Annotated in this window: 15 protein-coding genes and 2 pseudogenes; 11 read left to right on the top strand and 6 right to left on the bottom strand. The window is 31.4% G+C overall.

Translation table 11 applies throughout. The features are described 5' to 3' along the window. The first annotated feature begins 47 nt into the window (after nt 1–47). Nucleotides 48–3,311: a carbamoyl-phosphate synthase large subunit gene (gene carB, locus EL235_RS06960; RefSeq protein WP_126341122.1), complete on the top strand. Its 3,264-nt coding sequence runs from the start codon at nt 48–50 to the stop codon at nt 3,309–3,311. Then, nucleotides 3,308–3,730, top strand: coding sequence for a Sua5 YciO YrdC YwlC family protein (locus EL235_RS06955; protein ID WP_126341121.1), 423 nt, complete (start codon nt 3,308–3,310; stop codon nt 3,728–3,730). Before carB ends, EL235_RS06955 begins: the two co-directional genes overlap by 4 nt. On the opposite strand, the gene EL235_RS06950 is transcribed toward EL235_RS06955, so the two are convergent. Continuing rightward, nucleotides 3,731–4,765, bottom strand: coding sequence for an isoaspartyl peptidase/L-asparaginase family protein (locus EL235_RS06950; protein ID WP_039627090.1), 1,035 nt, complete (start codon nt 4,763–4,765; stop codon nt 3,731–3,733). 165 nt (nt 4,766–4,930) lie between these two features. Here EL235_RS06950 and EL235_RS08145 point away from each other — a divergent pair. The 5 genes and pseudogenes from EL235_RS08145 to bioD form a co-directional block, all read left to right on the top strand. Continuing rightward, nucleotides 4,931–5,728, top strand: a pseudogene (locus EL235_RS08145) (cache domain-containing protein); the annotation flags it as partial. Nucleotides 5,729–6,547: 819 nt separating this feature from the next. After that, nucleotides 6,548–6,946 (top strand): annotated as a pseudogene (locus EL235_RS08140) (methyl-accepting chemotaxis protein); the annotation flags it as partial. 62 nt (nt 6,947–7,008) lie between these two features. Then, nucleotides 7,009–7,356, top strand: coding sequence for a DMT family transporter (locus tag EL235_RS06940; RefSeq protein ID WP_126341119.1), 348 nt, complete (start codon nt 7,009–7,011; stop codon nt 7,354–7,356). Then, on the top strand, nt 7,356–7,670 hold the full coding sequence (locus EL235_RS06935) for a DMT family transporter (RefSeq protein ID WP_039619256.1): 315 nt from the start codon (nt 7,356–7,358) through the stop codon (nt 7,668–7,670). The genes EL235_RS06940 and EL235_RS06935 overlap by 1 nt, the downstream gene beginning before the upstream one ends. Nucleotides 7,671–7,677: 7 nt before the next feature. Beyond that, complete coding sequence (gene bioD, locus EL235_RS06930; protein ID WP_126341118.1) at nt 7,678–8,250, top strand: dethiobiotin synthase; 573 nt, start codon at nt 7,678–7,680, stop codon at nt 8,248–8,250. Here the strand turns inward: bioD and EL235_RS06925 are convergent. After that, nucleotides 8,224–9,492, bottom strand: a complete 1,269-nt coding sequence (locus EL235_RS06925) for an adenosylmethionine--8-amino-7-oxononanoate transaminase (RefSeq protein WP_126341117.1) — start codon at nt 9,490–9,492, stop codon at nt 8,224–8,226. The two genes, bioD and EL235_RS06925, sit on opposite strands and share 27 nt — an antisense overlap. A 127-nt stretch (nt 9,493–9,619) precedes the next feature. Here EL235_RS06925 and EL235_RS06920 point away from each other — a divergent pair, with 127 nt between their 5' ends. The 4 genes from EL235_RS06920 to EL235_RS06905 are packed head-to-tail and all read left to right on the top strand — an operon-like array spanning nt 9,620 to nt 12,790. After that, on the top strand, nt 9,620–10,351 hold the full coding sequence (locus EL235_RS06920; protein WP_043020206.1) for a TPR repeat protein, Sel1 subfamily: 732 nt from the start codon (nt 9,620–9,622) through the stop codon (nt 10,349–10,351). A gap of 8 nt (nt 10,352–10,359) precedes the next feature. Beyond that, nucleotides 10,360–11,484: an aminotransferase class I/II-fold pyridoxal phosphate-dependent enzyme gene (locus tag EL235_RS06915; protein ID WP_126341116.1), complete on the top strand. Its 1,125-nt coding sequence runs from the start codon at nt 10,360–10,362 to the stop codon at nt 11,482–11,484. Continuing rightward, the gene (locus tag EL235_RS06910) at nt 11,481–12,107 is read left to right on the top strand and encodes a pimeloyl-ACP methyl esterase BioG family protein (RefSeq protein WP_126341115.1); all 627 of its coding nucleotides are present in this window, start codon (nt 11,481–11,483) and stop codon (nt 12,105–12,107) included. Before EL235_RS06915 ends, EL235_RS06910 begins: the two co-directional genes overlap by 4 nt. Beyond that, nucleotides 12,092–12,790: a methyltransferase domain-containing protein gene (locus tag EL235_RS06905; protein ID WP_126341114.1), complete on the top strand. Its 699-nt coding sequence runs from the start codon at nt 12,092–12,094 to the stop codon at nt 12,788–12,790. Before EL235_RS06910 ends, EL235_RS06905 begins: the two co-directional genes overlap by 16 nt. Here the strand turns inward: EL235_RS06905 and blaOXA are convergent. Genes blaOXA through surE form a run of 4 tightly spaced genes read right to left on the bottom strand, consistent with a single transcriptional unit; the run spans nt 12,764 to nt 15,380 of the window. Continuing rightward, on the bottom strand, nt 12,764–13,531 hold the full coding sequence (blaOXA, locus tag EL235_RS06900) for an OXA-493 family class D beta-lactamase (protein ID WP_126341113.1): 768 nt from the start codon (nt 13,529–13,531) through the stop codon (nt 12,764–12,766). The two genes, EL235_RS06905 and blaOXA, sit on opposite strands and share 27 nt — an antisense overlap. Continuing rightward, nucleotides 13,528–13,977 (bottom strand): GNAT family N-acetyltransferase, encoded by a 450-nt coding sequence (locus EL235_RS06895; protein ID WP_126341112.1) that lies wholly within the window; start codon nt 13,975–13,977, stop codon nt 13,528–13,530. The genes blaOXA and EL235_RS06895 overlap by 4 nt, the downstream gene beginning before the upstream one ends. Beyond that, nucleotides 13,961–14,614, bottom strand: coding sequence for a ThiF family adenylyltransferase (locus EL235_RS06890; RefSeq protein ID WP_126341111.1), 654 nt, complete (start codon nt 14,612–14,614; stop codon nt 13,961–13,963). Before EL235_RS06890 ends, EL235_RS06895 begins: the two co-directional genes overlap by 17 nt. After that, on the bottom strand, nt 14,607–15,380 hold the full coding sequence (gene surE, locus EL235_RS06885) for a 5'/3'-nucleotidase SurE (RefSeq protein WP_039627068.1): 774 nt from the start codon (nt 15,378–15,380) through the stop codon (nt 14,607–14,609). The genes EL235_RS06890 and surE overlap by 8 nt, the downstream gene beginning before the upstream one ends. Nucleotides 15,381–15,421: the final 41 nt, after the last annotated feature.

Here is a 15,421-nt window from a genome sequence, read left to right as displayed (position 1 = left end):
ACTTATATTTGTTATAATTTGGCTAAAAATTCAGCTTAGGAAAATATATGCCAAAAAGAACAGATATCAAAAATATATTATTAATAGGCAGTGGGCCTATCGTTATAGGTCAAGCTTGTGAGTTTGATTACTCAGGGACTCAAGCGGCAAAAACCTTAAAAGAGCTAGGTTATAGAGTAGTTTTGATCAATTCTAATCCAGCTACAATTATGACAGATCCTGAATTTGCTGATGCAACTTACATAGAACCAATTACCAAAGAAAGTATTCTAAGTATTATAAAAAAAGAAAAAATCGATGCGATTTTACCTACTATGGGTGGTCAAGTTGCTTTAAATGTTGCTATGGAAGTTTATGAAAGTGGTGAGCTTGCAGATGTAAAATTTTTAGGTGCAAATCCTGAAGCGATAAAAAAAGGTGAAGATAGGCAAGTTTTTAAAGAATGTATGAAAAAAATTGGCATGGATCTACCAAGGTCTATGTATGCGTATAATTACGAAGAGGCTTTAAAAGCTGTTGATGAGATTGGTTTTCCTTTGATGATTAGAGCTTCTTTTACCTTAGGTGGTGCAGGAAGTGGCGTGGTGTATAATATGGATGAGTTTGCAGAGCTTGCAAATACTGCTTTAGCATTAAGTCCTATCCATGAAATTTTAATTGAAGAAAGCTTACTTGGTTGGAAAGAATACGAAATGGAAGTCATTAGAGATAAAAATGATAATTGTATTATCGTTTGTTCTATTGAAAATGTTGATCCTATGGGGGTTCATACGGGTGATTCCATTACTATAGCCCCTGCTTTAACGCTTACTGATAAAGAATACCAAGCAATGCGTAATGCCTCTTTTGCGATTTTAAGAGAAATCGGAGTAGATACAGGTGGATCAAATGTGCAATTTGCTATCAATCCAACTAATGGTAGAATGATAGTTATTGAAATGAATCCTAGAGTTTCAAGATCTTCAGCCTTAGCTAGTAAAGCAACGGGTTATCCTATAGCTAAGGTAGCTACACTTTTAGCGGTTGGATTTAGTTTAGATGAGATTAAAAATGATATTACAGGAACTCCTGCTTCATTTGAACCGGTAATTGATTATATCGTAACTAAAATTCCTCGTTTTACTTTTGAAAAATTTCCAAATGCAAGTACAGAGCTAGGTACTGCTATGAAAAGTGTGGGCGAGGTTATGGCTATAGGGAGAACTTTTAAAGAAAGCATTCAAAAAGCACTTTGCTCGCTTGAGAGAAATTTAAGTGGCTTTGATGCTATAGAATGTGATAAAAATGAGCTTTTGGCAAAAATTCGTCAAGCTAATGAAAAACGCTTGCTTTATATAGCACAAGCTTTTAGAGAAGGTTTTAGCACGCAAGAGCTTTTTGAGCTTTGCAAAATAGATCCTTGGTTTTTAAACCAAATCAAAGAAATAGTGGAATTTGAAAACCAAATAGATATGGATATCTTAAGTAACAAGCAACTATTAAGAAAAGCTAAAACCTTAGGTTTTTCAGATAAGAAAATCGCTAGCTTGATTAATCAAAAAGATAATCTTGAGTTAAGTCAAAATGATATTTATTATACAAGAATTAAGCACAAAATCATCGCTCAATATAGCGAAGTAGATACTTGTGCAGGCGAATTTGAAGCACTAACCCCGTATTTATACTCAAGTATCAATGCAAATGAAGCTACGCAAGTAAAAGAAAATAAAGATAAAAAAGATAAAAAAGTAATGATTATAGGTGGTGGACCAAACCGCATAGGACAAGGTATTGAGTTTGATTATGCTTGTGTGCATGCTTCTTTTGCTCTAAAAGATATGGGTGTAAAAACTATAATGTATAATTGTAATCCAGAAACGGTTTCAACAGATTATGATACAAGTGATATTTTATACTTTGAGCCGATTGATTTTGAGCATTTAAGAGCGGTTATTGATAGAGAAAGACCAGATGGAGTGATAGTGCATTTTGGTGGTCAAACTCCGCTTAAATTCGCAAAACGCCTTAGCGCTTTTGGGGCAAAGATCATAGGAACAAGCGCAAGGGTGATAGATTTAGCTGAAGATCGAAAGAAATTTGCTAAATTTATTGAAGATTTAGGCATAAATCAACCTAAAAATGGCACAGCCATAAGTGTAGAAGAAGCAATCATAAAAGCAAATGAGATAGGTTATCCTGTACTTGTTAGACCAAGCTATGTTTTAGGTGGTCGTGCAATGCGTGTGGTGCATAATGAAAGTGAGCTTAGACTTTATATGCAAGAAGCGGTAGATGTGAGTGATAAATCTCCGGTATTAATCGATCAATTCTTAGACAACGCAACTGAGCTTGATATAGATGCGATAAGTGATGGAAAAGAAGTTTATGTAGCAGGTATTATGGAGCATATTGAAGAAGCAGGAATTCACTCAGGAGATAGTGCTTGTTCTTTACCTGCTGTAAATATTGATGAAGTTATGCTTGAAATGATTGAGCAAAAAACAAAAGATATTGCTTTAAATTTAGGTGTAGTAGGGCTTTTAAATATACAATTTGCTATTCATGATAATAAACTTTATATGATAGAAGTCAATCCAAGAGCTAGTAGAACTGTGCCTTTTGTGAGTAAAGCTACAGGAATTCCTTTAGCTAAGGTTGCAACACGCGTGATGTGGCAAGGAAATTTAAGAGAAAGCTTGAAATTTTATGATACCTTTAAAGTGGTAGAGGAAAAAAATGGAATTTTAAGAGCTAAAAAACCAAAACACATTAGCGTAAAATCAGTAGTATTTCCTTTTGCTAAACTTAGTGGAAGTGACCTTGAGCTTGGACCTGAAATGCGCTCAACAGGCGAAGTTATGGGGGTAAGTAAAGACTTTGAAAACTCTTATGCAAAAAGCCAACTTGCTTCTTCAAATTTCTTACCAGAAAGTGGCAATGTATTTTTATCACTAAGAGAGCAAGATAAAAAATACGCGGTAGATTTAGCTAGTGAATACATTAAGTTAGGATTTAAAATCATTGCTACAAGTGGTACTTATAAAATTTTACAAGAAGCAGGTTTGGAATGCGAGTTTGTGCATAAAATTTCTGAAGGACGCCCAAATGTAGAGGATAAATTAAAAAATTCTCAAATTCAACTGGCTATTAATACAAGTGATGAGCATAGCTTTAAAGGCGATACTAAAAAAATTAGAGCAAATATTTTACGCTTTAAAACTCCGTATTTTACAAACTTAAGAGCAGCGTATGCAGGTGCTAAAGCGATTAAAGCTATACAAAATAAATCATGCCTTGAAGTAAAGAGCTTACAAGAATACTTAAAAGCATGATTTATCTTGCTCAAACTGATACAACAGCAGGGCTTTTAAGCAAGGACTTAAAAGCCCTTAATACTTTAAAAAAAAGGCCTTTAAGTCAAGATTGTTTGATTACCACAGCTAAATTTAGCGAGCTTAAAAAACTTACAAGAGTACCAAATCATTTTAAAAATACTATTAGAAAATCCAAAAAAACTACTTTTTTATATCCTAATTCTAAAGCAATACGCGTTGTGAAAGATTGTGCTCATGAGAATTTTTTAAAAGAGTTTGATTGGCTTTATTCTACTTCTGCAAATCTTCATGGAAAAAAATTTGATCTAAATTGGGCTATACAAAATGCAGATAAAATAGTAGACAAAAAATTTTTCGAAAGTGGATCCTCGAAGATTTTTAAACTCCGAGGTGTTAGAAAAACTAAATTACGCTAGTTATTTCTCAAGTGGCCAAAATATTTTTGGCTCTTCTCCTATTCTTGCTTCTCCATGGTACATTCCTAGTTTATCTTTAGTCCAAGCATAGCCAACTTTACCATTTTTATCTATAGAGATAATTCCACCTGTTCCACCAAGTTCTGCAACTTGCTTAATAGTTTCTTCTGCGGCTTTTTGAATAGGAAGTTTTTTGTATTCATATAAAGATGCTACTTCATGTGCTGCAGCCACTCTTATATAAATATCGCCTGTTCCAGTACAAGATACTGCTACTGAGTCATTATTTGCATAGTTTCCTGCTCCTATAATAGGAGAATCTCCAATACGACCTGTCATTTTATTTGTAGTACCACCTGTACTTGTACCTGCTGCTAAATTTCCATTTTTATCTAAAGCTATCGCACCTACTGTACCTAAATATGGCTCAGTACTCACACCAAGATGAGCTTTTGCTTTATCGCTATCTAGCAATACTTCCTTGCTTTTTTTGGCTTCTTGAAGTTGTTTGTATCTATGTTCAGTAAAGAAATATTTTTGTCCCACTATTTCTAGTCCATGATTTTTAGCTAGTTTGTCAGCACCCTCGCCAGCTATTAAAGTATGAGGTGTTTTTTCCATAACAAGTTTTGCTGCTTCTATAGGATTTTTTATTGTCCTTGCCATAGCAATTGCACCCGCTTTTAAATTTTTTCCATCCATTAAAGATGCATCAAGTTCATTATAGCCATCAGAGGTAAAAACAGCACCTTTTCCAGCATTAAATTCAGGACTATCTTCCATTACTTTAATAGCAGCTATTACTGCATCAACTGAACTTCCACCTTTTTCAAGTATGCTTTGACCTGCTTTTAAAGACTCTTTCATTACTTTTTCTCTTTTGGCAAATTCTTCTTTAGTAAGTCCTAAGCCACTTGTCCCACCATGAATTACAATAACTGGTTCAAAACTTTTTGCTAGTATGCTTGTGTTTGACAAAAGAGTTAAACTTGCTAATACAAGCAAAGCTTTTTTACTGCCTGCTAAGAATTTCATAATTTCTCCTTTTTTTAAATTATTTATTATATTAAACAATAATTAAATAAAAATTAATTTATATTAGTAAATGTGCAAATTTAAAACAAATTTTTATTTTTTAAATTAATTTATTAATAAATGCTAAGAAATTTTTAATATTTATATTACAATGTTTTTATATTTATGACAAAAATTGGAGGTTTGTTAATGTTTAAAACTATTATTGCAAGAAGAATATCTATGCTTACGGCCTTAATTTTATTTATAGGCTTTGGAATTTTTGTAGGGATAAATTATCATTCTTCTAAAAGAGATATTTTACAAAGTATTACTCATGGCAAGCAAGAAAGTGTTAAAAACGGAAAAAGTTTTGCTGAGCTTTATTTTAATTCAAGAAAAGAAAGTATTGAGAGAATATCTAAAAGTATTGTAGCTAGTAAAAATACAGATAAAGAGTATGTGGCTCAATTTTTAGAATACATTTTTTCTTTACATTCTTTTACAGCTATTTATGTAGGATATGAAAAAGATGGTAGCTTGATTGATGTTGATATTAATTCTAAAGGTAAGCATTTTATTTTAAATCAAGAAAAAGATGGTTTTGATGCTAGAGTAAGATCTTGGTATAAACTCACAAAGGATACTAGAAGAATTAATATTTCAGATCCTTTTGAAGATGTAGTAACCAAAAAAATGGTTGTATCTATAACAGCCCCTATAGAAATAGATGGCAAATTCATAGGTGTTTTAGCAGGTGAAATTTTTCTTGATGATATGCGAAAAGCTTTTGAGGAGTTAAAAATAACTCCAAGCAACAGTGTGTTTTTAATTAATAGTAATGGAAACTTAATTGCTCATTCTTCTGGGTATATTGATTTAAACAAAGAGACTGAAATAGCAAATGCGATAAAAATGTTTATTAGTGTTGCAAGTTTAACCCCAAATGAGCCGACAAATTTGATCGAGTATACTTTAAAAGGTGATCAGCGTGTAGCAGTATGTATAAATACCGCAAATGAAATGATGTTGTGTTCTGCGAATTCTTTAAAAGATTACGATGAGGTTTTTGATAAGCTCTTGATAACTCAAATTATCTTTGGAGTAATATTTGTATTGATAATTATAGCTATATTGGGCGGTATGATAGATTATTTTCTTAAAAAAATTATAGTGATCAAAAATACTTTAGAAAGTTTTTTTGATAGCTTAAACTATAAAAAGAAAATGGATTTAATAAAAATAGATCTTAAAGGAAATGATGAATTTGCAATTATTGCTCGTGAGATTAGCGAAAGTATTGTAAGCATTCAAAATAATTTACATAAAGACCAAGAAGCAGTTTCTGAGAGTGTGCAAAAAGTTAAAGAAATTGAACTTGGAAATTTATCAGTGAGATTAGATAAAAATCCTATTAATCCTCAACTTATAGAATTGAAAAATATTTTAAATGGTATGCTAAAAGTTTTAGAAGAAAAAATAGGTTCTAATATCAATGAACTTGATAGAGTGCTTGAAAGTTATAAGGCATTAGATTTTTCTACTCAGGTTCAAAATGCAAAAGGTAATGTAGAAATTACAACAAATGTTTTAGGTGATGAAATTAAAAAAATGCTTATTTCATCCTCTACTTTTGCAAAAGAACTAACTTTGCAAAGTGTAAAACTAGAAGAATCTATGCAAAAATTAGTAGATGGGACACACTCTCAATCTCAATCACTTGAAAAATCAATACACGCGGTAGATCAGATCAATATTTCTATGCAAAATGTGGGAGATAAAACAAAAGAAGTGGTAACACAAGCTGAAAATATCAAAGAAATTGTGAATGTAATCAAAGATATAGCAGATCAAACCAATTTACTAGCTTTAAATGCAGCTATTGAAGCAGCTCGTGCGGGTGAGCATGGACGTGGATTTGCAGTGGTAGCTGATGAGGTGCGTCATCTAGCTGAAAAAACAGAAAAAAGCTTAGGAGAGATAGAAGCTAATGTTAATATTTTAGTTCAAAGTGTTAATGATGTTTCTATATCAATGCAAGAGCAAACTCAAAGTATTACCCAGATTAATGATGCTATAGTTAATTTAGAAGATGTTACAAAGGAAAATGTGGAAATCGCTAATTTTACAAATGAAGCTACCAAAGCCGTAGGAAACATCTCTCAATCTATATTAAAAGAGGTAGAAAGTAAGAAAATTTAACTTTATAGAGCTTATTGTTTTGTAAATTTAGTTATAATTTGCGCTTTTGAAAAAGGTAAATTATGATAGAAAGAACAAAAATAAGCTCTAATTTTGGTTGGTTTATGGTTATTTTAGGTGGTTTGGTTGAGTGTTTTTGGGTGAGCGGTTTAAAATACTCAACTGAAATTTGGCATTATGCTTTAACAGCTATTGGTGTAAGCATATCTTTTACATGTTTTTTAAAAGCTTGCGAAAGACTTGAAGTAAGCATTGCTTATAGTGTTTTTGTAGGTATTGGTACGGTTGGAGTGGTGCTTAATGAGATGTTTATCTTTAATGAACCAACTTCCATTGCTAAGCTTGCTTTAATAGCCATTTTGCTTTTAAGTATCATAGGCCTTAAAATCATTAGCAAGGAAGCTAAATAATGGAATGGTTTTTTTTATTTTTAGCGACTGCTTTTGAAATTTTTGGTGTGATTATCATGAAACAACTTGTAAGCACTAAAAATAAGCTTTATCTTTTAGCTTTAATAGTGTGTTTTGGTTTTTCGTTTGGGTTTTTAAGTCTTAGTATGCAAAGCATTGCTATGAGCGTGGCTTATTCTATATGGACAGGAGCTGGAACCGCAGGTGGGGTTATCATCGGAGTGCTTTTTTATAAAGAAAGTAAAAGCTTTTTAAAGCTTTTTTTAATTGCCCTTATTATTGCTTGCACTGTGGGTTTAAAAATACTTTCATAGGCTTAAAATGAAAATATACATTAGTGGTATAGACACAGATGTTGGTAAAACTTATCTAAGTGCTAGACTTTGTAAGGAATTGGGTTTTGATTATTTTAAGCTTATCCAAGCAGGCACGCCAAAAGATAGTGAGGTAGTAGCTGAGTTTAGTCCAAAAACTAAGATTTTCAAAGAAGGCGTGTTTTTAAAAACCCCTGCTTCCCCGCATAAAGGCAGGATTTTAGAAAATTTAAGCTATAAAGCTTTTGATATACAAATTCCACAAAGTGACAAACTCATCATCGAACTAGCTGGTGGGCTTTTTTCGCCACTTGATGATGAAAAAACAATGATTGATTATATGAGTGCGTTTAAGTACCCTACGATTTTAGTGGCAAAAGACTATCTAGGAAGTATCAATCACACGCTTTTAAGTATAGAAGCACTAAAACAAAGAGATATTAAAATCCTTGCTTTAATCTTAAAAACCCAAGATAATTTTAGCAAGGATTTTATAAGCAAATACGCTAAAATTCCTATCATAGAATTTGATGATAAAGTGTGTGAAAAGCTTTTAAAAATCCTTGAAAATTTCTCTTAAAGACTGCACTACATAAGTAATCTCATCTTCATTTATAACATATGGTGGCATGAAGTAAATTGTATTTCCAAGTGGTCTTAAAAGTAAGCCTTTTTCTAAGGCTCTTTGAAAGACTTCAAGTCCTGCTCTTTGGTATTTGCTTTTTTGTATATCAAATGCGCTTACCATACCTAAATTTCTAAAATTTCCTAAAAAGTCAAATTCTTTTAAACTTTCCCATTGTGTTTTTATAAAAGCACTTTTGATTTTATTTTTTGTGATGATATTTTCTTTTTCAAAAATATCCAAAGTCGCATTAGCCGCTGCGCAAGCTAGGGCATTACCCGTGTAGGAGTGAGAGTGCAAAAAGGCCTTTTGGCTCTCATAACTATCATAAAATTTCTCATAAATTTCATCTTTAGTAAGCACCACTGAAAGTGGTAAATACCCACCTGTGATAGCTTTAGAAAGACATATATAATCAATGCTTTGTGAGCAATAATCAAGTGCAAACATTTCCCCTGTGCGTCCAAAACCTGTGGCTATTTCATCAAATATCACTTGCACGTCATAACTTTTAGCGAGTTTAACCGCTTCATTTAAATACCCAAGCTCATACATGTGCATATTGCCCGCACATTGAAGTAAAGGCTCAAGTATAAAAGCACAAATTTCATGATGATGATTTTTTAAAATGCTTTCTAAAATTTCAAGTTCTTTTGTATAGTCTTTGCTTGTTGGCACAGGTGTTGTGATACTTTTTAAAAGTAAAGGCTCATAGGTTTTTTTATAAAGTGCTACATCGCCAACGCTTAATGCACCTAAGGTTTCTCCATGGTAAGAATTGCTAAGCGATAAGAATTTATCCTTTTTAGAGCCATTGTTTAAGTGGTATTGAAAACTCATTTTTAAAGCCACTTCTATGGCCGAACTACCATTGTCTGCAAAAAAGCATTTATCAAAAGGCAAAAGCTCACAAAGTCTTTGTGAAAGCTTTATGATAGGCTCATGTGAAAAGCCTGCAAGCAAGACATGTTCTAAATTTTGAAGTTGATCTTTGATTTTTTCATTGATATATTCATTACAATGGCCAAAGATATTTACCCACCAAGAGCTAATGCAGTCTATGTAGGATTTTTCATCAAAATCATACAAATATACTCCCTTAGCTTTTTTTATAGGTATTAAAGGTAAAAACTCATGATCGCTCATTTGCGTGCAAGGGTGCCAAATGTATTTTAAGTCTAGTTCTTTTAAATTCATTTTTACTTCTTTGATTTTTATTACTAATGATACTACAATTTTTAATCAATTTCATGTTTTCAAAATAAAAATGATATTTAGAAAATATTTATATAATTAGCTTTTATCTTAAATTTAGAGGTAAAGTATGAAAAAAGTTTTGATTATCTTAACGATTTTATTTTCAAATTTTGCATACTCACAAGAGGATATACTCGAAAAAGGAATTAAAGCCTATGAGAGTGGTGATTATATAAATGCTATGAAGTATTACAAGCAAGCCTGTGATTTAAATAATGGTTTTGGTTGTTATAATCTTGGTTTTATGTATGATGAAATGCTTTTAAAAAAAGACAATTTTAAAGCAGTGGAGTTTTATAAAAAAGCCTGTGATTTAAATGTTGGCAAGGGGTGTGTTAATCTTGGTTTTATGTATAAAAATGGAGAAAGTATTAGAAAAGATAATTTCAAAGCGGTAGAATTGTATCAAAAATCATGTAATTTAAATGAAGGCTCGGGTTGTTCTAATCTTGGTTTTATGTATCAAAATGGACAAGGTGTAAAAAAGGATAATTTTAAGGCAGTAGAATTGTATCAAAAGGCATGTGACTTAAATTTCGGCTTAGGCTGTACCAATCTTGGCGCTATGTATGTAGGTGGAAAAGGTGTAAGAATAGATAATTTTAAAGCAGTCAAATTATATCAAAAAGCTTGCGATTTAAATGATGGATTAGGCTGTATTCGCCTTGGATTTATGTATGGGTTTGGAAATGGTGTTAAAAAAGATATTTCCAAAGCTTTAGAGTATTTTGGCAAAGCTTGTGACTTAAAAAATGAAGATGGGTGTATGCTTTATGCAAATTTTAAAGAACAATTTTAGGTTCAAATATGCAAATTGCACAAATTTTAGATGAGTTAAAACAACAAGATAATTTTAGAATTCTACGCTCATTAAAACATGAGGGAAAATATGTCATTTACAATGGGCAAAAATTGCTAAATTTAGCGAGTAATGATTATCTAAATTTAAGCAATGAAAAAGCATTAAAGCAAGATTTTTTAACACATTTAAAAGAATTTGAATTTTCTAGTTCAAGTTCAAGAAGCTTGAGTGGAAATTATGCGATTTTTGATGAATTTGAAAGCTTTTTAGAAGCTAAATTAGGCAAAAAAATCTTACATTTTAACAATGGCTATGCCTTAAATGTAAGCTGTTTGCAAGCTTTAGCAAGTATTAAAAATACTTTATTTTTAGCAGATAAACAAGTGCATGCAAGTATCATCGATGGTTTACGGCTTGGCGGGGCTAAATTTATAAGATTTAAGCACAATGATATAAAACATTTGCAAAGTTTAGTGCAAAAGCATTATAAAGAATTTGAAAATATCATCATCATAAGTGAAGCTTTGTTTAGTATGGATGGGGATTTTGCGCCTATAAAAGAATTCATAAATTTAAAAAAAGAGTTTAAAAATATCAAAATTTACATCGATGAAGCTCATAGCATAGGGTGTTTTAGTGATGATGGTTTGGGTTATGTGAAATTTTTGGGCTTAGAAAAGGAAGTGGATTTTTTAGTTTTTACCTTTGGTAAGGCCATAGCTTCTATGGGAGCTTGCATGATAAGTGATGAAAAAGATTTTTTTATCAACAAAGCAAGGGCCTTTATATACTCAACTGCTATTGCACCTATTAATGTAGTTTGGACTTTGCATGTTTTTAAGCATTTGCATGAATTTAGCGCTCAAAGAAAAAAGCTTTTAGAATTAAGCACTTGGTTTAAAAATGCTTTGGCAAGTAAAGGTGCGGTTTTAGGCGAGGCTTATGTGATATCTTTTATTTTAGGGCAAAATGCGCTAGCTAGTGAAATTTCTCAAAAGCTTTTAGAAAATGGTATTTTTGCACCTGCTATTAAAGAGCCAACCGTAGCTAAAAATACAGCTAGAATTCGCTTTTCTTTGCATGCTGGGCTAGTGAAAAAAGATTTAGAAAAGGTTTTGGAGGTACTTTGAAAACTCATTTCTTACATGAAAATGCAAATTCATCTGAGTTGATTTTATTTTTTTCAGGGTTTTGCTCACATTTTAGCCATTTTACGCATTTAAAAAGTGATGTAAATGTTTTAATGGTGTATGATTATACGAGTTTTGGTTGGGAATTTGATCTTAATAAATTTGAAAAAATCACTCTTGTTGGCTTTTCTATGGGAGTTTGTGTAGCGAGTAAACTTTTAAAAGATATAAAATTTGATAAAAAAATAGCCATAAATGGCACAAATTTACCCATAAATGATGAATTTGGGATTAAAAAAGCCATTTTTAAACTTACGATGAAAAGGTTTGCTTTAGAGGATTTTAAAGCAAATTTGCTTGAAAAAAGAATGAGCTTGAGCGATGGATTTTATTTTGAAAAAAACGAGCATTTAAAAGCAGAACTTTTAAGCTTGTATGAGTTTTGTACTAAAAACTTAAATGAAAATTTCACTTGGGATAAAGCCATAATTAGCAAAGAGGATAAAATCTTTCCACCAAAGCATGCTTTTAATTTTTTCAAAGAAAAGGCAATGTTTATTGATGAGCCACATTTTGCATTTTTTAAATACCACACTTGGGAAGAGCTTTGCAAACTTTCATAAGAGCAAAAGACACTTATAGCGCAAATACACCTGTGCAAAAAGACATGGCTAAAGAACTTTGCAAAATGCTTAGTGAGAGTGATTTTAGAGATTTTGAAGCGGTGTTTGAGTTTGGCTGTGGGGTAGGGGATTTTAGTAAGGCTTTGCAAGAGTGTATTAAATTTAAGCATTATTTTTTAAATGATATTTATCCTTTTGAAAGTCCTTGCAAGTTTGATGAATTTGGCGTTTTTGATATGAATGAACTTAAAAATCATCATTTTTATACGAAAAAATTTGATCTTATAGCTTCAAATGCTTGTATGCAGTGGCTCAAGATAGATGAGCTTTTAGAAAATCTTGCAAATATGTTAAATAAAAATGGGATTTTGCTTTTTTCTACTTTTGGAAAAAAAAATTTCACTCAAATAAAGCAAAGCACCAATTTATCACTTGAATATTTAACTTTAGAGCAAATGGCACAAAAGCTTTCTAAAAATTTTAAGATCATAAAGGCAAAAGAAGAGTTAAAAGAGCTAAAATTTGATGATACTTTAGGGCTTTTTAGGCATTTGAAATTAAGCGGGGTAAATGCTTTGAGTGAAAAATTTTTCATAAGCAAGGCATTTTTAAAAAACTATGAAAAAGAATTTCAAAATACCTTGACTTATCATCCTTTATTTTTTATGTGTCAAGTTTATTAAATTTGATAGATATTTTTTTGCTAATTCTTCTCTTAGATAAAGCTTGTTAAAATCACTTATATCCATACATAAAGCAAAAGCATAAATTTGATGAGTTTTTTTATCTTTTATAAAACCTACGATTTGTCCGTATTTTTCTTTACCCCAGCCTGTTTTTGCAAAAAGCTCATAATGGCTATTTTCACTAAGTTTTATTATATTTATAATTTCTTTTTGTATATTTTTAGGATAATCTAGTGCTAAATTTGCAAGTTTAAAAAGTAAAGTAGATTGTTCTTTAGGACTAATTTGCAAAGAATCATCAAGCCAAAATTCATCGATTGTACTTATTTTTTGGTTGCCATAGTTGAGTTTATTTAGGTTTTTTTGCATTTTTTCCAAGCTTATTTTTCTAGCTAGTTCTTTATAAGCAGGAACTTGGGATCTATGCATAGCTAGGGCTAAGTTTGCATCGTTTTTCCAAGAGGGTAAAAATACTTTTTCGCCTTTGTAATGATAAAAAATCTCATTAGTATTTTTCACAACGCTTTCATTCAGTGCGATTAGGGCATTGAAAATTTTAAAAGTAGAGGCAGGTAAAATGCGTTTGTTTGCTTTTGTAAAATCATTACTATAATAATCCTTGCCATCATAAGCTATAAAAACTCCACTTTCATTGTAATCTTTAAAAAGATTTTCTAAATTTTCATTTGCCAAAACAAAAGAACAAAAAAGGCTAAAAAGCAAAAGTATTTTTTTCAATTTATTTCCTTTTTCATTAAAAAATTTTTTAATTCTTGTTGATCTCTTATAGCAATGTTTTCTTTGATGATTTTAAATCCTGCTCTTAAAAAGAAATTTTTAGCGCTAAGACTAGCAAAAGTATAAATTTCACTATAAGGGTAGTTTTTAAGAGCAAATTCTAATAAAGCTTTGCCATAACCTTGATGAGCATAGTTTCCATGAGTAAAGCAAAGATCGAGAGTTTTTTCTTCTAAATTTATACTTATAAAAGATATGATTTGACTTTTTTCTTCATAAACAAAGCCTAGTTGATTTTGAAATTTTTCTTCCCAAGCTTTTTGGTCTATATTAATCCATGCATGAATTTGTTCTTTTGTGTAATCATTTTTACAAAGAGTGGAAACGCTTTGCTTAAAAAGCTTGATACAAGAAGTTAAGTCTTTTATATCAAGATTTCTTATCAAGCACTTTCCTTAAAGCCAAAGAAGCTAAAGCAAGTCCAAAAGAGGCTGTCACACCCATAAATGAGCCAAGATCTTTACAATGAGCTTCTTCATCTGAAAATACCACATCAAAATCCCCTTTAAATCCTGATTTTCTAAGCTCATAACGGAATTTTTTAGCTAAAGCATCGCCGTGTGTTTTAAATATGCTTGTCGTTTTAATACGCGTTGGATCAAGCTTTCTAGCTCCACCGGTTGATGAGATAAAAATTTGCTTTTTCAAATCAACCAAATTAGCCAAAGCAACCTTAGCAGGTATATCATCAATCGCATCAATGATTAAATCAAACTCGCTTAGATCAAAACTTTTTAAAAACTCATCATCGATTTTACTAACTACACCTTTGGCATTGTAAATGCGTTCAAAAACCTTAGCTTTTTCTACGCCTATATTTTCGCTATGAAGTTGGCGGTTTTGATTAGTAGTTTCAAATTTATCCGCATCAATTAATGTTAGATTGCTAAAGCCACTTCTAAAAAGCGCATCAACGCAAATTCCACCAACTCCACCAAGTCCGCAAACTAAAACTTTGGTATTTTGAAATTTAATAAAATTTTCTTCATTAACAAGCCATTTTATGCGCGTGTATCTATCCATTTTTCATCCATTTTTTGAGATTTTTCATTTGTTTATAAGCTGTTAGATCAAGCATTATAGGGGTTATTGTGGCATAGCCTTGTTTTAAAAGTGCTATGTCTGAGTCTTTTTCATTTTCATGATCAAGATTAGCAGCAGCTAGCCAGTAGTATTCTACGCCTCTTGGATTTGTATTTGAATGTGCTTCATAACTATAAATTCTTTTACCTGCTTTGCAAATTTTTAAGCCTTGAAAGGCTGTTTTGCTAGAAGGAAAGTTGATATTTAAAAATTCTTTTTTATCTAAAGGAAAGCCCTTTTCAAAGATATTTTTGACTATTTTTTTAGTAAGTTTTAAAGCAAGTTTATAATCAAGCTCTTTTTGATTATCTTTGTAAAATTGTGATAAAGCAATGGCAGGAATTCCATGAAGCACAGCTTCCATAGCACCTGCGCAAGTTCCTGAGTAGGTTATATCCTCGCCTACATTAGCACCTTTGTTAATCCCACTTATGACAAGATCAGGCAAACGCTTTTTATATAAAGCATGCAAAGCAAGATAAACACAATCTGCAGGCGTGCCATCATCAAGTTTATAAAATCTTTTGCCAACCTTGTGAAATCTTAAAGGTTTGGTTAGTGTTATGGAGTGCGAGCATGCTGATTTTTCACTAGCAGGAGCTACTATGGTAATTTTAGCTTTAAAATGCTTTCTTAGCATTTTAATAAGCTTTTTTAAGCCTTCGCTTTCATAGCCATCATCGTTTGTTATTAAAATTTCTTTCATATTTTTTCCTTTTTTTAAATTTTAACACAAGTAATACAATA

The organism is Campylobacter lari, assembly GCF_900638335.1.
GTDB classification, from domain to species: domain Bacteria; phylum Campylobacterota; class Campylobacteria; order Campylobacterales; family Campylobacteraceae; genus Campylobacter_D; species Campylobacter_D lari_E.
This window is presented reverse-complemented; position numbering and strand designations above follow the sequence as displayed.